At 44.9% G+C, this 17,136-nt stretch carries 23 protein-coding genes; 2 read left to right on the top strand and 21 right to left on the bottom strand.

All coding sequences use genetic code 11. The features are described 5' to 3' along the window. Positions 1-17: 17 nt before the first annotated feature. The 18 genes from AACR09_RS05470 to AACR09_RS05385 all read right to left on the bottom strand — a co-directional run bounded on the left by AACR09_RS05470 (position 18) and on the right by AACR09_RS05385 (position 12,671). Positions 18-554 (bottom strand): phage tail-collar fiber domain-containing protein, encoded by a 537-nt coding sequence (locus AACR09_RS05470; RefSeq protein ID WP_017078629.1) that lies wholly within the window; start codon positions 552-554, stop codon positions 18-20. Next, complete coding sequence (locus AACR09_RS05465) at positions 551-1,294, bottom strand: phage tail protein I (protein ID WP_102298063.1); 744 nt, start codon at positions 1,292-1,294, stop codon at positions 551-553. Before AACR09_RS05465 ends, AACR09_RS05470 begins: the two co-directional genes overlap by 4 nt. After that, a complete protein-coding gene (locus tag AACR09_RS05460) occupies positions 1,278-2,258 on the bottom strand; it encodes a baseplate J/gp47 family protein (protein ID WP_193836129.1) in 981 nt (326 codons plus the stop codon). Before AACR09_RS05460 ends, AACR09_RS05465 begins: the two co-directional genes overlap by 17 nt. Continuing rightward, complete coding sequence (locus AACR09_RS05455; RefSeq protein WP_004733471.1) at positions 2,255-2,587, bottom strand: hypothetical protein; 333 nt, start codon at positions 2,585-2,587, stop codon at positions 2,255-2,257. Before AACR09_RS05455 ends, AACR09_RS05460 begins: the two co-directional genes overlap by 4 nt. Then, positions 2,584-3,177 (bottom strand): baseplate assembly protein, encoded by a 594-nt coding sequence (locus AACR09_RS05450; protein ID WP_228010944.1) that lies wholly within the window; start codon positions 3,175-3,177, stop codon positions 2,584-2,586. Before AACR09_RS05450 ends, AACR09_RS05455 begins: the two co-directional genes overlap by 4 nt. Continuing rightward, on the bottom strand, positions 3,125-3,601 hold the full coding sequence (locus AACR09_RS05445) for a hypothetical protein (protein WP_193836214.1): 477 nt from the start codon (positions 3,599-3,601) through the stop codon (positions 3,125-3,127). The genes AACR09_RS05450 and AACR09_RS05445 overlap by 53 nt, the downstream gene beginning before the upstream one ends. Positions 3,602-3,611: 10 nt before the next feature. Further along, on the bottom strand, positions 3,612-4,136 hold the full coding sequence (locus tag AACR09_RS05440) for a phage tail protein (protein ID WP_193836128.1): 525 nt from the start codon (positions 4,134-4,136) through the stop codon (positions 3,612-3,614). Further along, on the bottom strand, positions 4,117-4,443 hold the full coding sequence (locus AACR09_RS05435) for a hypothetical protein (protein ID WP_193836127.1): 327 nt from the start codon (positions 4,441-4,443) through the stop codon (positions 4,117-4,119). Before AACR09_RS05435 ends, AACR09_RS05440 begins: the two co-directional genes overlap by 20 nt. 9 nt (positions 4,444-4,452) lie before the next feature. Further along, on the bottom strand, positions 4,453-4,785 hold the full coding sequence (locus AACR09_RS05430; protein WP_004733466.1) for a capsid cement protein: 333 nt from the start codon (positions 4,783-4,785) through the stop codon (positions 4,453-4,455). A 68-nt stretch (positions 4,786-4,853) separates the two neighbouring features. Further along, a complete protein-coding gene (locus AACR09_RS05425) occupies positions 4,854-6,866 on the bottom strand; it encodes a ClpP-like prohead protease/major capsid protein fusion protein (RefSeq protein ID WP_193836126.1) in 2,013 nt (670 codons plus the stop codon). Next, positions 6,850-8,310: a phage portal protein gene (locus AACR09_RS05420; RefSeq protein WP_416222641.1), complete on the bottom strand. Its 1,461-nt coding sequence runs from the start codon at positions 8,308-8,310 to the stop codon at positions 6,850-6,852. The genes AACR09_RS05425 and AACR09_RS05420 overlap by 17 nt, the downstream gene beginning before the upstream one ends. Positions 8,311-8,332: 22 nt before the next feature. Further along, on the bottom strand, positions 8,333-8,554 hold the full coding sequence (locus tag AACR09_RS05415; RefSeq protein WP_193836125.1) for a hypothetical protein: 222 nt from the start codon (positions 8,552-8,554) through the stop codon (positions 8,333-8,335). Continuing rightward, the gene (locus tag AACR09_RS05410) at positions 8,551-10,647 is read right to left on the bottom strand and encodes a terminase gpA endonuclease subunit (RefSeq protein ID WP_193836124.1); all 2,097 of its coding nucleotides are present in this window, start codon (positions 10,645-10,647) and stop codon (positions 8,551-8,553) included. Before AACR09_RS05410 ends, AACR09_RS05415 begins: the two co-directional genes overlap by 4 nt. Further along, positions 10,628-11,098 (bottom strand): hypothetical protein, encoded by a 471-nt coding sequence (locus AACR09_RS05405; protein ID WP_004733461.1) that lies wholly within the window; start codon positions 11,096-11,098, stop codon positions 10,628-10,630. The genes AACR09_RS05410 and AACR09_RS05405 overlap by 20 nt, the downstream gene beginning before the upstream one ends. Before the next feature lie 270 nt (positions 11,099-11,368). Continuing rightward, positions 11,369-11,641, bottom strand: a complete 273-nt coding sequence (gene lysC / locus AACR09_RS05400) for an Rz1-like lysis system protein LysC (RefSeq protein ID WP_228010942.1) — start codon at positions 11,639-11,641, stop codon at positions 11,369-11,371. Continuing rightward, positions 11,583-11,939, bottom strand: coding sequence for a hypothetical protein (locus AACR09_RS05395; RefSeq protein WP_193836123.1), 357 nt, complete (start codon positions 11,937-11,939; stop codon positions 11,583-11,585). Before AACR09_RS05395 ends, lysC begins: the two co-directional genes overlap by 59 nt. Positions 11,940-11,950: 11 nt before the next feature. Further along, positions 11,951-12,478 carry a lysozyme gene (locus tag AACR09_RS05390; RefSeq protein ID WP_193836122.1) on the bottom strand — a complete coding sequence of 176 codons (528 nt, stop codon included), beginning with the start codon at positions 12,476-12,478 and terminating at the stop codon, positions 11,951-11,953. Further along, positions 12,459-12,671, bottom strand: a complete 213-nt coding sequence (locus tag AACR09_RS05385) for an HP1 family phage holin (RefSeq protein WP_004733457.1) — start codon at positions 12,669-12,671, stop codon at positions 12,459-12,461. The genes AACR09_RS05390 and AACR09_RS05385 overlap by 20 nt, the downstream gene beginning before the upstream one ends. A gap of 268 nt (positions 12,672-12,939) precedes the next feature. On the opposite strand from AACR09_RS05385, the gene AACR09_RS05380 reads away from it, so the two are divergent. Both AACR09_RS05380 and AACR09_RS05375 read left to right on the top strand, forming a co-directional pair. Then, complete coding sequence (locus AACR09_RS05380; RefSeq protein ID WP_193836121.1) at positions 12,940-14,532, top strand: AAA family ATPase; 1,593 nt, start codon at positions 12,940-12,942, stop codon at positions 14,530-14,532. Further along, positions 14,529-15,182: a retron system putative HNH endonuclease gene (locus AACR09_RS05375; RefSeq protein WP_193836120.1), complete on the top strand. Its 654-nt coding sequence runs from the start codon at positions 14,529-14,531 to the stop codon at positions 15,180-15,182. The genes AACR09_RS05380 and AACR09_RS05375 overlap by 4 nt, the downstream gene beginning before the upstream one ends. Before the next feature lie 132 nt (positions 15,183-15,314). Here AACR09_RS05375 and AACR09_RS05370 read toward each other — a convergent pair whose 3' ends face one another. The 3 genes from AACR09_RS05370 to AACR09_RS05360 all read right to left on the bottom strand — a co-directional run. Further along, complete coding sequence (locus AACR09_RS05370) at positions 15,315-15,914, bottom strand: hypothetical protein (protein WP_193836119.1); 600 nt, start codon at positions 15,912-15,914, stop codon at positions 15,315-15,317. Further along, positions 15,914-16,333 (bottom strand): hypothetical protein, encoded by a 420-nt coding sequence (locus tag AACR09_RS05365; RefSeq protein WP_004733453.1) that lies wholly within the window; start codon positions 16,331-16,333, stop codon positions 15,914-15,916. The genes AACR09_RS05370 and AACR09_RS05365 overlap by 1 nt, the downstream gene beginning before the upstream one ends. Beyond that, on the bottom strand, positions 16,320-17,136 hold an 817-nt coding region (locus AACR09_RS05360), incomplete at its 5' end, for a hypothetical protein (RefSeq protein WP_228010938.1). The genes AACR09_RS05365 and AACR09_RS05360, both read right to left, overlap by 14 nt.

Below are 17,136 nucleotides of genomic sequence, written 5' to 3'. Positions count from 1 at the left end.
CTTTTGTTCAATACCCATTAACCCAGCTCCGTTCTTAGGCGCTCACTAAGCAACAAATGCTGGTGAGCTATTTTAATTTGTGTTGTTCCTAAAGAGATCGTTGCGATAGCAGCGGTCAACACTTCTTCAGACATCAGTAAATTCACATTCTCGGTACCTACCTCGATTGTCACGCTACTGCTCGGCAGTGGCGACACATCCAATGTGAACTTTTGTAACCAACTCGAGTTCGCCGATTTGTAGGTAAGCAATGTATTCGGGGCGGAATACACCGCGAGCAAAGTACCGGATTCTAAAAAGAACCCCACTTCACGAACTTCATATTCTTGGCTGCCTTTGAATACAGCGCCCATTCTCAATTGTGTTGGACTGAGCTCCTCCCAATCTAAAATGACTTCGCGTTGAAGCTCGTGTTTCAACGACTTTTGACCTGTCGTCGGTGTATAACTCCGGTCACCCACGGCAATGTATTTAATCGCTCCTTTTAACCCTTGGTTACGAGCGCTAATAAGCTCAGCGAGCCCTGCATCGGTATATTGCACGACATAACTCATGCGACTGCTCCAAATTCAAAATCAGTTGTGAAAATTAGGCGTGTGGCTGCGCACCAATACAAAGGAGCAAAGCCTGGTGAAATATCGGGGACCTCACCCGTCACAGAGTCATCAAAACTCGTCACGTGATAGCCGACACCAGATAAAAAGGAGGAATATTGAACTTCCGGAGATGCTTTAATGGTACCGCTGCAATGATCGTCTTTCGCAATGACACTATTTTGCTTCACCGCTGAAAATTCAAACCCAGAATCAGCGCCAAGCGCCATGATTAAATCAACCGTGTCTCGCTCAGATTTAGTGCTCTCAATACGGCTTAAGACTCGGGTTGTCGCCGCCTTATCAAGCGGCTGGTTTCGTTGCCATGCGATACATTCAATATGGTAAGGCGCTAGTCTTGGCTCCATTTGATGCCAAGGTGTCACTTCCACATCACAATCAATCGCATCCAGGGCAATAGATAAACCAAATCGCGTCCCTGCTTTTCGATGAATATCAAACGCCTTATCCACCGTTTTACGCTGACTTTCTAGCGTGTCTTTTGGCTGCCAATCCGTTACACCTCGCTCACCAGCAAGCAAAGCTACGAAGGCTTTATCCGTCAGTAAGGGTTGTTTGAGATTGGGATATGGACAAAAACTGGATTGAATAAGCTCTGTCCAAGCAAACTCCAAAGCCTCTTCAATAAGAGAAGCATTATTGGGCTGGACCGATAGAAACACCTTATTCGGATCGGACATTCACAATCACCTCCGTACAATGTGGCGCTTCATCCCAAGAGCACACCACATCAACTGCAGGTGCTTGAACCTTGGCTCGTTTCGCACCCAGTTCATAAAAGATATGTGCCACTTCTTCCCGGTCAATGATGCCGCCAAGCCTTTGTGCTTTCTCGGCAAACTGCCAAGCCACAGCGACCGCCGACTCTTTTTCTACCTCATTATTGGGATCCGCTCCTGTAAAAAGCGTCACTTCAATTTGATAAGATTTAGGCGTTGCCGCTTTTACCGTAACCTCATCCGACTCTTGCGCTATGTCATCACGATTTAAGTATTGTCTTGCTCTTTCAAGCAAGGTCGAACTTGGAACACCACTGGGTGATGTACGACTTAATAACGCCACACAAACTTTGCCTGAGTTGGGTTCAAGCATTCTGGCTTGTGCATCTTTGATAGGGTTAGGTAAGGATGTTTCAGGAAACTCATAACGCATCACCAGAGCATCTTTTTCAGAGTCCACCGTAATGGTTGGACGCTCTTCTAAAGTCATGGCATGAAAGCGATAACCAAGCCGAGTGCCGGTGGTATGAAACTGGAAAGGCGCTAAATCAAAACGCTGAAGCAAACTTTCATTAGACTCCATGACCGCAGGCTTTGCGGGGAAAACGGTATCATCACCGGCTTCAATGACCTGACGCTTTAAACTGTATTGCAACGCCAACAGATCCACCATTTCAGTATCTGTCACGTACTTACGAAACATCTGCAAAGCTTGATGATTCTGCTCTCGTATTTCAGCGGTTCGTTTTAAGACAAACGCTTGTGTCACCTGAGCGAGAAGCTCACCTTGATTATTAAAGGCCTCACGTAAGTGTTTCGCTTTATCTTCATCTCGCTGAGCGCAATATTCCACCGCAAAATTGATGTATTCATTCAGCAAAGATTCAAAGTTAGGCTCACTGAAAGCTTGAGGTTTATTACTCATAATGCACCACTCAATTGCAGAGGTTCCCCGCGCCATGTTCCCGAGACTTTCACTCTAAATCCATTCAAGTGTGGGATTGCTTGGCACTGAATACCTTGATAATCCGTTAACCCATTCAATGGGTTGGACAAAGCCTCTAATGTTAGATTTTGAACTATCATGGATTCGGTGGGTGTCTGCTGTTTTCCCAAACGCGAGACCGCTCGATTTCCAACACCTCGACGTTTTACTCGTGAACTGACTTCTGTCGTTAATACTTTTGCAAAACGACAGTTCAAGGCACTAGCTCCGGTTACGGTTTTTCCTGTTTTGGGGTCAATACCAATCATTGCTGTTGCTCCGTTGGCTTGGTTTTCGCAGGGCCAGGGAGTATGCCTGGATGATCGTGCTCGTTATAAATCTCTCGGTCAACTTGCATCGAACGAGTATGATCGGAGACCTCTCCCGTTGCTTGGTAATCCCCGTCTTGCCAAGTATCACCATAGATCTTCATGCCCCCTGGATACCGGCAGACAATAGAGCCGTCATCGAGGTTATAAAGCTCTGACATACCGTTACCGTAATCGGTCATCACCTCGTTACCTTTGACGGTTGGGCTTTGAAATTGAGTAGAGGGTAATCCCATTAACGCCACGGCATTGTTTAAGCTGTCTCCGCTTCCCAAGTTAATCAGTAAACACTGCTCGTTAACTGAAGGGCGCCGATATTGGCTAACTCTTCCTGCAGCAAGCACAAAAAAAGGGATCCTCTTTACTAGGTTATCCCCTGTCTGAATATCGACGGTATTTGCCTCGGCTTTCACAACAACGCCTAAGCGCAGTAGATTGGCTGACGCGCGATTGTTCTCTTCTAATTCTTCATGTAACTCAAGAACCTTCTTCTCCAATGCGCTCACATGTTTTATCAGCTTGGCTAGCATGTTCGCAGCCCCCGTCTATGTAATGCCAGCTTTCTTCCACTGGGCCTAATCGAATACGCTGTTTCATCGTCACGGTTCGTGCAAACACACCATTTTGTGGATCAAACTTACTCGGTAGATTAGACACCACCATCGCGCCATCCAAATCACTCGGAGCGCCAAATCGCTCATGCAGTAATTCACGCTCAACTCGCGTTGAAGCGTCCAATGCTTCCAAATCGAAGCCATCCATGGAGATAGGCACTTCAACCAAGAACCTCAATTCAATGTCATGAAGGTGACGCCCATCGTTGGCATATTCATTAACCGGCTCGGCTTCGCCAATGTGATAACTGATAGTGGTATTGGCCAACTCAACCGCTTGGCGTCGATAGACCGTATCGACTTTAAGCGCAAGCCGCTGCTCTAAGTGATTGACCACCACTAAGACCCACTCACGCGGCGATCGAAAGAACGTATTTGAATTCACGATGAAAAAACGCCTCAAATTTACGATTAATATCAGGCAAGTAGTTCTCAACAATCGAATCCACATCATCCGCAATGTCGATTTCGACTCTTTCGATGACGGTTCTTGCCTTGCCACGCCTTCGCCATACCAAAAGCTGATCGCTGTCCATCGGAGAGATAAAGGCGCCAGCAAAGAAATGCTCACCCACTCGGACACCCAAGCGGTTTTGAACAGGCTTCCCCAGTCGGTGAACGCCAATGTCACGTACACCAATCCACAACTTCGACACACGACCGTTTTTGTACACTCGAAATCGCGAGCGCAGCGCTTTGTTATCAATACTAAGTTCGTAGCCAAGATCTACCATAGATACACCTCGTAACCATCTAGAGGTGAGCGAAGCCGCTCGAAGTACCGCTTTTGGAATTTCTTCTTCAAACGCTTCGTAACGACGAATAAACTCAGTATCTAAAAGCAATTGGGAACGACTAGAATTCAGACCACTCATGCTTCGCACCTTGGGTATCTAATACCAGAACATATTCCCTCATGAGCTGACTTGTGGCATTAGGGCTTTTAGCTGCAGCATCAAAAACTAGCCGGTAGCGTTTATCGCGATAAAGCAACGTACAACTTTCGGGGAGCTCAGAATCCGTAGCCAGTAAATGCACTTGATTCACACCTTTCTCGTGATGTCGGATATATCCGATCACTTCAATCTGCTTCCCTTGTGGTGTCATCACAAAAAGAGGACGACCAAAACAGCGTTGGATAGACTCACGAATAAGACGTCGAGCCGATTCGAACTCGCTCATCACGAGTCGTTAAGTCACAAACTCAGTGAGTACGCCGCCAGTCAGCAGCACACCACTATCAATGAAAACCCCAACCGGTTGAGACAGGTCTCCCGATGCCGTGGGCTTTGTCTTGGTAAACTCACCATTTTTGAAGTAAGCAGCTTCAGATTCAAAGCTCACGCTATCACCGGCTTTAATCGGGCCATCAAAATGACCTTGTGTATAGCACACCGCCGTATCACCAGCTGCTGCCGTAAAGTTGGGAACGACTAATAAAGCTCCAAGTAGACAAGGTACATCTTTCTTAAAACCACCCGTTGGCACAGTCGCCACAATCTTTTTACCATCGCTTAAACGCATATTTTCACCATTAAAAAAGGGCGAGCAATGCTCACCCTGTCAATACAATCAAACTGTTCTTCCAAGCTTTACTTAAAGGTCGCTTGGGCAATACCACGACGGTCCAATACCTTCGACATCAAGTCGTAAGTAATACGGAACTTGGCACCATCGCTGCTCCAACCGTCGCCCGTTTCTAGCCACGGGTCTTGCTGGCCATCTAAGAAGCCCATCACGACGGTATCAAAGTCTTTACCTGTTAGTGCCAGAGCGCCATTCACATCGCCTACACGCGCAGTTTCAATCACCTTACCGAATTTTTTATAAGCTGGGTTAAAGGCATCCGGTTTACTCGCCGTATTCAAAACCGCTTCAAACATTGAGGCATGATCCGGACTCGCAATCAGGAGCTCTCCGCGAAGATCTAACGCATCACCTTGACCCGCTTCACCATCCAGTGGGATGGTGGTTGCCGTAGCAAAGACCTTATGCAGAGCCATAATCATCGCCGCGTAATCACCTGCTGGAATGTCATTGATGACGTTACCCCAGCCTTTGTCTTTGCCCGCTTTAAAGACATTGCCACCATCGGCCATCTTGCCTGCGAGGATAGCGTTAAACATCAGCTTGTCTGACAGACGATAACCGGACTGCATGAATTTACGAGGTACCTTAGCCACTAAGCCAATTTCATCATTAATGATGGCATGACGAGTGAACTGGATTTCACGGCCAAAGGTCGCAAGCTGAATGCGCTCACCGCTGCCTTTTAAGACCGCCGCTTTATACTCGCCATCTTCCGATACTTTCATCAAGTCTGGCGCGTCATTAACCATCACTAGCTCAGTTTCACGAAAATCCGTCAGGTTCTCTACGTTAGCCAGTTCACGCCACATCGGGGCTCTTGCTTGCGCTTCATCGCGCATCACGGTTCGAATACCTTCGGTGATGATGTCGCCAAAATCACCGGAGTTAAACGCTCGGTTCACCAATTCATTCTTAGTGATGGCGCTGCGTGCATTCACATCAAGGCAAGCGCGCGCCATATTCAATAATGACTCATGACCGAACGAGTTGTCTTTTTCTAAATCCGCAACACCACAACGTGCATTCAACGCATTTTGCAGTTCGTCTTTAACATGGTTACCGTTGCCAAGTCTCATGTGCGTGGCCGTCAAATTCGCTTCAGGCTCTTGCTGACCTGCTGCTGATTGACTGCCAATACTTTCTAAAATCTTAGTGGATGCCTGTCCTACTGAGCACGATAAGTCGGTCAGCATTTCATTGGTTAATGCCTCGCTGACTTTATGTTGAGCGCACAACGCACGAATATCTGCTTGGCGTTGATTCTCTGCTTTTACAGCGTTTTGTAATTCTTCATTTGGTTTCGGCATGTCGCTTACCTGCTTGGGTTTGTTTATTTGAGGTTCAATTGGCTTAGCAGACGCTGCCAAAGGTGTAGGTTCATTCGACTGTAGCGTTAGCGAATTCATCAGCTCGCTTGGCGCTTGTTTGAAATTCTTAAAATCAGATTCATCGAAGCTCTGTAATGAGTTACTGAGATCGACCGCTTCAACCACCTCATCGACAAGCCCCCAATCTTTAGCAGCTTGTGCGGTGAACCAGGTTTCACTCTCCATAGCGGTCAGAACCTCTTCAAGAGGTTGACCCGACTTTTCAGCGTACGCTGCAGAAATGGTCTTGGTCGCCGCTTGCAACTGTTGAAGCGCTGAATTGATTTCCTTCTCACCACCCCATGCTCCAATGGCTGGGTTATGGATCATCAACATGGCATTTTCGGGCATACGGATAGAATCACAGGCCAGCAGGACATAAGTCGCAATACTCGCGGCCATGCCATCGACAATGCCCACTACCTTTCCTTTATGCGCCTTCAGTGCGTTGTACATCGCTAGGCCTTGATAGACGCTGCCACCGCCGCTGAGCATTCGTAACTCGACCTCTTTCCCATTGGCCACTTGCAACGCAGCAATGATTTCGGTCGCATCAATATCCCAAGCGCTGATGTCTCCATGCACCCAGACCTTAATCACATCGGCTTCATTTTTGAGCGTGTACCAGCTCTTATTTGGCTTTGGCATTCTTTGCCTCTTCTGTCTTATTGTTGGGCTTTGTCGCATGAGCAGGATCCGAAGTGCTCACGATGTACATATCATTCATTTGTTGTCGCTCCGACTGAATTTCACGGCGAGTAGACAAAGGGTTAATGTTACGTTCACGTTGTGCATGACTTAACGAATACAGCCCCAAACGCGTTCCTTTCTCTACACCCACCATCTCTTTACCAGGATCAATCCATGGCATCACTGGCGCTTGATAAATGGCATTCAAAATGGACTTTCGGTCAACGTCGGCAGGGATTTTGACTTCACCGGCAAGCATCGCCATTTGCAAAGCATGTCGATACTGTGGACGAGTCCAACCTAAAACAAACTTTCGCTGCAGCACTCGATAGCGACTGAACGAATCGATTAACTCTTGGCGCTGAGCGGAATAACTGCCGTTGCTGTAGTCACGGGTTACACTAGAGTTGTTCACTCCTGCGCCCCCACTGGCCAGTCGCAGCTGAGCATTTCGAAAAGGACTGCTCATGGTTTCTTTTCGATTGTTCTCCACCACCCCTGCATCTTCACCGGGTGCTAGTTCAAACGAATTCCCCATACCTAAAAACAAATCACCGCCGCGATCGAACGCATCTGATGTATTTGAATTCAATGTCGGGTCTCGTTTTATGTAATAGGCAAAACGACTCGCTATCTGGGCGCTGATTCGTTCAGATTGATCGTAATCTTCGATGTCATCGACCAAATCCAAAATGGAATGCAAAAGGGAAATGCCACGGTTTTGATGAAAGCGCCGAGTAAACTTTAAATGGCAGACAAACTGCGCATCGACATCAACAAACTCAAACCCTCTTGAATCTCTCTGAATCAAATAGCTGATAGCCTGACCAAGCTTGTTTCGCTTGATACCTTCAAACAGTCCCCCTTCAGCTTCCGTTATATGCGAAGGAATAAAATCAGGCTCAAAAGGCTGCACCGCAAAGGGTGTCTCTGTTGGGTAAATCAAATCACTGTGCTTACCCATGAACATTCGACAAAACACCTCGCCATCGCGAAACCATGTTCGACCCGCAAGCCATTCAGTTTCCGCGCGAGAATGTTCAGCATCGATGTTCTGGTTTAAAGAAAAGTTCTCCCACCAGGTCATGATCGCCTGAGCACATTCAATATGAACCTCACCTTTATGGTTTAGAGGCTGAGGCTCCACCATGATGCCATTCGGACCAATCACATTGGCGCAAAGCTCATCTAAAATGGCCGTAACAAATGGGTTATTTTCATCCATATGTCGCGCCCGTTGATACACCGATTTCGCGCCTTTGTTCAACGAATTTGAATCGCCTTTCGATTGTTTATTTGTCTTTTTTGTATGCGGATTTCGGGGAAGTGCTGCGTTGTATTTATTCAACAGCCGTCTGTCGTAGGCACGTTCCAACCCTTTTCGAGGACTAAATACGGCCACAAGCTTGTCGAGCAAGTTTTGGCTACTCAAGATAATTTCTCCGTATCATAGAGCGTCGTCCCCCTTGAACTTGCAGAGCGATAATGCGCTGCAAACGTTCTACCTCCTTACGCACCGTCGCTAAACTCGCCAAGGTTAGCTCTTCATCTTCTGCCGTCTTAACAGACTGTTGCTGTAAGATTTTCTGTTCGGCTTCGAGGTACCATTGCAAACGCTCTTGATTGGTTGGTATCGCTAAACTCATCCGAAAATACCTCTTGAGTGGTTATAACGTTTCTTAGGCTTGCGCTCAAAAACAGGTTGTAAGTCAGCATCAATTACATTCGGGTTAATCTGCCATTCAGACGCCCAAGGTGGTGCGCTTTCCCAATGGATTTCATCTCCACCAAGAAAATGCATCCCGGCTTCGGCATACGCGCATAAATCAAAACTCTCGTTACGCGTCTTATCAGGGCAGATCCATTGACCTTTTTCATCAATGAATTCAGCCGTCAGTTCATCGAACCACTCTCTTTCCGCCCATGCAGGCAAATGAAAATATCGAGAGCCGAATTCTTCACGAGAGTAGCTGGCCACGACACGGTTCTTAAGTCGATTGGTATGCAGCATTAATAAAGGGATCTCACCATGCGCCAATTTGCTGCGCTTATCTGGGTATGACTCTTTAATCAGTGAATCCATATCTTTGTTGCTGGCGCCTTTCACGAGGCGGAACAAATGTGACAACCCTTTAGCTTTGAGCCGGTTATAGAACTGGTAAGCAAAATCGGTCACGGAGGTTTTCTTGCCGTCTTTTTCAGAAGCCGAACCGCCAGAATCGCACAGCGTTAATATCGGTTTCATTACCCGCCCACTGCCATCGGCAACGGGGTACGTTTTCTTGATCACCAGCTCGATAAGTAGGTCCCAATCTTCAGCATAAATCGCAGGGTTAATACGGTCACCATTGCGATGCGGTGTCGTTAAAATTTCAAAGCGGTCGATCACCCAGCGCTGCAGACCTTCGCCAAACACTTGAGCTTGAACCACAAACCGAGCATTGGATTTACCACCTTGAACATCGATACTCATAACCAAGAAGCGGCCACCAACAGGCACAACCCCACGCAAATAGGGATTGCCTTTGGCTTTTTCCATCAATTCATGAGCCCCAATATCTTGCCCTTGAGATTGAAGAATATAAGAGCGCCCCATTCGGGTATTAATAAATGAAATTAGTGCATCTTCATCGCCACTGTCTTCATAAATGGCTTCGGCATTGAGATAGCGATACACCAAGTTTTGCCAACTGCTGTAAGCGGCTATCACCCCTTCAAACCAAAACGTGGCCCATTTGGTTGTGCGTATCTCTGATTCTTCTTCAACTAACTCACCGTATTGACTGACCGCACCTTCACGAAACCAATGTCCATTCAGGTTCTTCGAATGTTTTTCGACTTCTTCAATACGATGACCACACCTTGGGCAAGCCACATACGCGGTTTTAGACGAGAGTAAAGGATCACCTTTGTCGTCCCACTTTAAAGTTTCGAAGTCCGGCCTAAAGTGCGTATGACAATCGTCACACGACCAATAGAAACGGCGTCTGTCGCCTTGGTTGTAAAGCGACGCGATGCCACCGCATGGTTGTGCCTCATGGGCTAGTAATTCTTCTTCCGGTTTAGGGTGCCTAACAATACGACCAGGAGAGCTTTCAGCCATTACCATGCCTGAAGATTTGGCGTTTTGAACGCGCATTAACATCAGTTCAAACTTCGAGCCTTCTTGACCTACGCCATCGTCGGCCCTGTCGTAATCGGTCGCGCCGGCATAACGATAGGTCGAGGCCGATAAACTGGTTTCTGTTGCAGAATCTAACTTGAGATTCATGCCGTTTTTAAACTTTTTAGACGTGATGTTATCGTCGGACTTTCGCCCCGTTCTTAAACGTGCAATACCTGGCGTCGCTGAAAAGCAGCGGTCTAAATCGGCTTTAGACATATCTGCCGCTTTGGTCTTGGTGCTGTAGATCAGCAGCATATCGCCAGGGGCTTGCGTTACTGTGTAATTAATCCACCCCTCGACTAACGCTTTGGTTTTACCTGAACGAGCAGGGCCAACCACAATCACCGCTTCATAAATGCGCCTTGCCAAGCAGTTCATTGGCTCTTTCATATAAGGCACCAATGAGGATAAAAACTTCGTTACGTCAGTACCATCTGAGATCCACAAATCTTCATCGGCGGCTTCAATGGGGGTTTTATCGGTTGGCGCACAAAGATAAGCGAGCTCTCGCCGGATCTTGCCCGCATCGGCGAATTGAACACCAAGGCGTGAATCAAACTTGTTCAAGCCCATCAGATACCGCCTTTAAATCAAAATTAAGTAAGCTTTCTAAATCTTCTAGCTGCTGCGTTGTTGCCGTTGGGATCGCCGATTCAATGCGTGTTATCACTTTGTCTTTAAAGCCCTTCACACCTGAAATACAAATGGCTATTTCATTCTCATAGTCTTCTTTTGCAATGCACTCATTTGAGTCTTTCTGCAGTGCTAACTTCTCTCGTTCGGATTGAACGTAAGCTCTCAGCTCAGCGGCAGTTTTAAAGCCCATCAAATCGGGAGCATCACTTTCTTTTAAAGGTGCCTTACATAAGTAAGGCGTCACCTGAACCACATCATAAAGCGGGGTTTGTCCCTTAAATGCGATAGGCTCAATACCTGCAGACTTAAGCTTTTTTCGGATAGTAGAGCGGTGATAATCGAACGCTTCCAACTCGGTTAAATTCCAAAGTCGTTTTTCATTGTTCATTGAAAGCCCTCTTGAATGAGTCTCGTCTCTCCGAGTGTCACGCCCTTATTCGCATTAAGCTGACGTTACCTATTAATGAAGTTCTCTCAAACTCTGCTTGTTCCTTTTTGAATCTGGACTTGCGCTAACATATAAGGAGTTTCAGCAGCGAGCTGAATATGATCATGGCTAACAAGCAAGACAGCGAGGAACCCACGCTTGCACACCCTCGTAAGGAATGAATTACGGGCAACAACGGATAACGGTGGACGACCACCCAAGTAGTAAGTGTTATTTGCCCGTATTAGGGAGCGCACTGTCGTAACCGTAAAAGTCACGTAAGTGCTCAATTTGGTCAGCGCAATTGCGCCAGGCTTCTAGCCATATCGGGTCACGTTCTACCGCTTCGCCATAGGTTTGCGGCGGAGCAGTAAAAGGCTGTTGGCAAGAAGTCAGATAAACCGCAGGAGGAAGAACCAACCTGTCTTGATATTCAGTGATCACTTCAGTGGTAGTACAACCACTCAGAAGAATTGGGAACAGGCACATCAGAACATTCTTCATGAACTAGTACCTCTTTGATTTGGGTAACAGTAAGAACCGTTGCAACATTTCGCTCGGCTTTGGCTTGTAGCAATGCATCTGCAGCTTGTTGAGCCTGCCGCACTTCATCGCTTAAGGTTTTAACGGTGATAGACAGTGATTTATTTTTGTTGATAGAGTCTTGAAACTGGCCCTGAAGCTCACCGTAGTGCTTCGCTTGCACCTTGGTTAACTCAAGTAGGTAAGCAGAAAAAGCGAAGCTACCAAGCAGCAAAATAACCAAACCTATCAACAAAGTATTTTTGATAGAGAAGCTCATAAAGTCCCTTATTACCAGCCGTTCAAACAAGCTTGTTGTTCTAATTCGCGACGTTTCACGACCCCTGAACATTGGCTATCAGGGTCCCTGCAGTTTTTGCCATTAACATAGACCCAACGTGAAAGTTCGAGGCACGCTTTTGAGGATTGATTTTGATTAAATAACTTAAGCATGGTGGAACGTTTAAAGTTTCCAGCACCAAGATTGAACACAAAGCTCACCAATACATCAAACTGAGCCTGGGTAACGTCAACGGTTAAGTATTGGTTTACGGACCTTTCAGCAGCTTTAATATCGGCAATGAAGTTGCGAGCAATGTGCTCTTCACTGACCACATCACCTGGTTTCACGCCTGTTGTGTGGCCGAGGCCATTAGTCCAAACATCAGCACTACATTGATAGGCTTTGGTTCTGCATCCTTCGAGGTTAGCGATATGTTCGAGACCTTGTAGACTGGTTTGCATGTTTGGAGCGAGGCTAAAGACGATAGAAAGCACAACCGCGACAGAGCAGACGGTTTTATTGATTAAGTTTTTCACAGAGCTCTTCCGAAATTCGTTGCTTGCGCACTTCATCAAGCAATTTGAGTTTAATACTGCGGTTGGTGAAGTACGTGACAAACACCATCACCACACCAATCACCGCCGCCCAGTCTTGGATGCTGAATGCCCCGGTAAGAGCCAGTAAGCCGCTAGTGAGATATGAAGAGAATGAACTGAGTTTATCTTGCATATTACTCCCACAAAAAAGCACCCGACTTTCACAATAGAAAGGGGTGCTTTGTCAGTTATAAACGGTAGAAACGAAAAAACCCCGCCGATTGGGCGAGGTTTTCTAATGTAGTTATTATGCATCAATTGTTCTTGATAGGCAATGATACAGTAAAAAGAAATTCTAAGCCTCACATACCATAGAAGTATTTTATACATAATTTCAAGACGATACAGATATTCTTCTGATACAATATTCACATAAATTATTTCTACTATGGTCATATAAGATGAAATTGATTAGCGCAAAAATAGAACAGTATCGAAATCTAAAAAACATCCACCTAGACTTTCAAGACTCAAAAAGCTCTTTTTCCTCGATTGCCAGTCCAAATGGAGGAGGGAAAAGTACCCTTCAACAGTTTATCTTTACAACTATTCATTGCCTATCCGATTCCCAGAGGCATGAATATTTACTTAACCTTGTATCATCAATAGACTCACAAGAAAAAATTGAACTTGCACAGTATTCATTTATAAATAGTCGCAATGAGACTTTAGATTTAGACATTGTAGTTTACCCAACAAACAGCTATGGAAGCTTCCATTCAATCACGGAATCTAGTAAGTACAGAGATAAAATTAATTCTATCGCTCGCATTTTAAATGACATAAATAGTATCAAAAAACAAATTGGTGAAAGTGGTATCGATTCATTTCAATCACCTTCGCCTTCTCTCCACAGATTATATCGAAAAGCTAAAAACTTTGTAGAATTAAATAGTCACAGTTCAATTAGACTTACAAGAAACGAGATAATTTCTGAATTCGTAAATAGTGAATCCCATTTAGAAGATGAGTACAATGAAAATCAGAATTACCTAGATCGATTACTAAGGGAAGTTAAAGATATAGAATCTTCTCTTTCTGATGAGAACGAGACTATACTTTGCAGTTCAAATGATCATACTATAACCATTAGAACTACTGCTTCGAAACTTGATATTAAAGAGTTATCAGATAGTATTTATCTATGTGCACCAAATACACAATCATTTTTATTCCTTAATGAAAGCGTTAGAAAGGAAGTCTTCAACAGCGATGGTGAGACATCTTATTACGACCATATAAAAGAAGCCAAAAAACATCTTGTTAACTTTTACACTTATGATATATCACCAGTAAACCTTATATTGGAATCATTTAAAAGTGCCAGAGACCTTGATTTTTCAGAAAAATTGAAAACATCAATATATGGGAACAATTTCGATAAAATAACAAAAGAGTTAAATTCCTTTCTTGATGACAAACAAATAACGGTAACTAACAATCTTGAAAAGGTTATTTTCTCTATTCCAGATCAGAAAGGAGAATTAAGTCCAGAAGACCTGAGTCATGGTGAATTAAAGAAACTTAGCCTATATGTATTCGCTAAGCATATAACTTCAAAAGACTCTATTGTCTTGTTTGATGAAATAGATATTGCTCTTCACCCAAGTTGGCAAGCAAGCATTATTGGTGAACTCACAAGCTGGGCACCAGATAGACAATTCATTGTTGCAACTCACTCACCTCAAATCTTGGCTTCCACTTACTTTAAAAATATAATCCAATTATGCAAAGAAGGCCAGTATACAAGAGCTAAGCGACTATCTTCTCCCCCATTAGATAGAGATATAAATGTGATTATTGGTACTATTATGGGAGCACCAGTATACCCTGATTTCATTCGTGTTATTCAAGAACAATACCTCGAAGCCATTTCTGAATTTGGCAATGAGTCAGAGGAAGCGCTAAAAATAAAAAATGAATTGCTTGAGCACATTTCGCTTGATGCGGAATTTTTTAATGATTTAGAGTTTGATCAGGAGTTCTTCTCTTGAAATATATAACTAAGCTTGATGCACCAAATTTCTATCTAGAGCATACTGAAGGGATGACTAATTGGGATGAGTACCATGATTTAGATAAAGGAAAATCGAAACAAAAGCTTCGCGATCATATAATAAAGAAAGAGCAAAGCAACCGTTGTATTTATTGTGAGTGTAGTGTGACAGTAAATACTTCACATGTTGAACATGTTGTGCCTCGTTCAAAAGATGACAATGGAGTATTCGATTATTCTAACCTGGCAGTTTCTTGCGAAGGTAAAACTCATAACCCGCCAAGTGACCCAAAATTTTACAATTGTGGACACGAAAAAAGTAGCGTCTACGACGCCAGTCTTTTTTTAAGCCCTTTATCAGAGAAAGACATTAGCGAATACTTCAAATTTGATTTAGATACATATAAATTAATATGCTCTGGAAAAGATGCAACTCGCTTTACTCATACTATCGATTCAACATTGAAGTTAAACTCAACTTACCTATTAAAAGGTAGAGAGCTTCGATTAAGAAGCTTCAAAAAAGGCTTAAAGAAAATAAAAGATTTGACTCAAAGAAAACAAAAAGCACATGATTTTATTTCTAAAGAAGAAGGAGCATTCATTTCTTTTTTAACATACTTCGTATTACACGGTGAAGCTAGATAGTTCAACTTCAGCCCCCTAAACGGGGGCATCCATTAATCAACAAGCGAAGATGTCGATGTAGAAGTAAATACTACCTGTATATTGGGCCGTATGCTTTCAGAATACGCCATAGGCTAAGAACTTATTCTCGACTCAAATCTCAGCTTCCAATACTTTCGCCACACTTTCTTCTTGCTCATACCTTCCTTGTAATGCCAAGGCCGCGGCACTGCGCTTATCCACCAAGCGTTTAACCAAATTACCTAAAATAGATTCGTACTTCTTAAAGCGTGAGAAGGTAACGGGTAAGGTTTGGCAGAAGTAAGCAAAGCGGGTTTCTTGTGTCCAGCCTATACGGCCACCATCGCAGCATGGGCAGGTTCTTCTTGCTCGGTTCTTGGCAATGTATTTACCGCTACCGTTACATTCAGGGCAGACTTGACCGAATTGTTGCGTAGCTTCTGCAATTGCCGTTACCACTAAGGCTTCTAGTGCTTTGTCTGGGTATGGGCCGCGCCATTTTTCCATTAACGTGTTGGCTTCAATCAAGGTTGCTTGGTATAGCTTTTTCAATGCAGGCTTGTCTTGCAAGCACTCAACGAACAACACCAGAAAGCCTACTGGTGATTCCTTCCAAGCCAGCCCAACGATAGCCAGTTGCTCTTCCTGAGAAAGTAACCCCTTACCACCGAGCGATGGTTCGTAGTTGATCCCTTTTACATTGAACTTTGCCAGTAGCTTTTCAAATTGCATTACGCCCTTGCTCCCATTGCTGCGACCCTTGCGAACACCGAGTTCTTATTAAACTTGTTTGGATCTGGTCTTGTGATTTCATTGATGGGTTTAACATTCGATTTGTCGGCTAAACGCATCGTACTTCTTGCAGGCAGTGAACCTGCTTTCGCTTTTTCTGCATACTTCTTCAGTGCTTTGCGATGCTTGGCCCTGGCTTCCCGCTCACTTAGTTGTCCACGGCAAACAAAACCAACTTCTTGCGATGCCCAATACTCGATATCCCCTTTGGGCTCACAGCGCAGCATTCGCGTAAATGCTTCATCGATATCAACCAACTCTTCACGGCCCATATTAACGAACTCAGGCAAGCTTGGCGGCCACGCATCCCCTTCTAGCAGAGCTTGGCTTACGGCTCTTCGAACATCAGTTGCCGACATCGTGGAAATCGCTTGAGTCCAAGTCGATGGTAGTACCTTGTAAATCCACTTCGCCCCGTACCCTTCCACAAACTTCGCTTGAATCCAATCCTCCACACTCAGGTGTAAAGTCTGGTTGCCCACTTGGTGCGGCAGTGTGTCCGTAGCGGGCGAGCAATTCTGCGTTGTGTTGTTCAACTCGGTTTGCTTGTGACCCTGTGGCTGTGTTGCTTGATTGAGCAATGCTTGAGTGATTGATTTCATGGTCGTCGTTCCATCGTTCTTGATTCAAGTAAGTCGTTAGGTGAAGCTTATCGAAACCAAACTGGCGGTTTGCTACTCGGTTTTCGACGTCCTGGCAAAGCATGTTGGTGAATACCTCTGGGGGTTCACTTTGCGCTGTCACGCTGCTTTTGAATTTTGCTAACGAATTCTTCTTGGATTTCTTGGTAGGGAATACAGCCCAAAGCCGAGCAAAGCAAGATTCAACCACCGACACATGATCTTTATTGTTAGTAGTCTCTGGTAGTCTCTGTGTAATCTCTGTTTTAGTTTGGCGCTTTTGTGCAGCACAGGTTGGCACATTTGTACTGCACTGCTTGGCGCATTCCGCCAAACTAGAATGGCGCAATTGTGCAATCAAGTTTGGCTCATTGATTTTGTAGAAAATACGGCACGGAACACCCTGCTTTTTCTCTTCAAGAATGGATAATTCACGCAGTTTTTTTCGAGCAGTATCTAACTCTCTACGCGTCATTCCGGTTTCATCTTCCCACTCAGCTTGAGTTTTATAGAAGTAACCAGATGCGTTGGTTCTACGGCTC

This window comes from Vibrio sp. OPT20 (genome assembly GCF_963889365.1).
GTDB lineage: Bacteria > Pseudomonadota > Gammaproteobacteria > Enterobacterales > Vibrionaceae > Vibrio > Vibrio splendidus.
Note: the sequence above shows the minus strand (reverse complement) of the source record. Positions and strands in the feature narration are given on the sequence as shown.

Coding starts and splice junctions, on each gene's coding strand:
- AACR09_RS05425 (WP_193836126.1), bottom strand. CDS start 6,866: ATGCCAAAGCCAAATAAGAGCTGGTACACGCTCAAAAATGAAGCCGAT.
- AACR09_RS05430 (WP_004733466.1), bottom strand. CDS start 4,785: ATGCGTTTAAGCGATGGTAAAAAGATTGTGGCGACTGTGCCAACGGGT.
- AACR09_RS05470 (WP_017078629.1), bottom strand. CDS start 554: ATGAGTTATGTCGTGCAATATACCGATGCAGGGCTCGCTGAGCTTATT.
- AACR09_RS05415 (WP_193836125.1), bottom strand. CDS start 8,554: ATGAGTTTAGCGATACCAACCAATCAAGAGCGTTTGCAATGGTACCTC.
- AACR09_RS05405 (WP_004733461.1), bottom strand. CDS start 11,098: ATGAACAATGAAAAACGACTTTGGAATTTAACCGAGTTGGAAGCGTTC.
- AACR09_RS05460 (WP_193836129.1), bottom strand. CDS start 2,258: ATGAGTAATAAACCTCAAGCTTTCAGTGAGCCTAACTTTGAATCTTTG.
- AACR09_RS05450 (WP_228010944.1), bottom strand. CDS start 3,177: ATGCTAGCCAAGCTGATAAAACATGTGAGCGCATTGGAGAAGAAGGTT.
- AACR09_RS05410 (WP_193836124.1), bottom strand. CDS start 10,647: ATGGGCTTGAACAAGTTTGATTCACGCCTTGGTGTTCAATTCGCCGAT.
- AACR09_RS05440 (WP_193836128.1), bottom strand. CDS start 4,136: ATGAGTGGTCTGAATTCTAGTCGTTCCCAATTGCTTTTAGATACTGAG.
- AACR09_RS05465 (WP_102298063.1), bottom strand. CDS start 1,294: ATGTCCGATCCGAATAAGGTGTTTCTATCGGTCCAGCCCAATAATGCT.
- AACR09_RS05365 (WP_004733453.1), bottom strand. CDS start 16,333: ATGTCGGCAACTGATGTTCGAAGAGCCGTAAGCCAAGCTCTGCTAGAA.
- AACR09_RS05370 (WP_193836119.1), bottom strand. CDS start 15,914: ATGCAATTTGAAAAGCTACTGGCAAAGTTCAATGTAAAAGGGATCAAC.
- AACR09_RS05380 (WP_193836121.1), top strand. CDS start 12,940: ATGAAATTGATTAGCGCAAAAATAGAACAGTATCGAAATCTAAAAAAC.
- AACR09_RS05395 (WP_193836123.1), bottom strand. CDS start 11,939: ATGAGCTTCTCTATCAAAAATACTTTGTTGATAGGTTTGGTTATTTTG.
- AACR09_RS05455 (WP_004733471.1), bottom strand. CDS start 2,587: ATGATTGGTATTGACCCCAAAACAGGAAAAACCGTAACCGGAGCTAGT.
- AACR09_RS05385 (WP_004733457.1), bottom strand. CDS start 12,671: ATGCAAGATAAACTCAGTTCATTCTCTTCATATCTCACTAGCGGCTTA.
- lysC (WP_228010942.1), bottom strand. CDS start 11,641: ATGAAGAATGTTCTGATGTGCCTGTTCCCAATTCTTCTGAGTGGTTGT.
- AACR09_RS05435 (WP_193836127.1), bottom strand. CDS start 4,443: ATGAGCGAGTTCGAATCGGCTCGACGTCTTATTCGTGAGTCTATCCAA.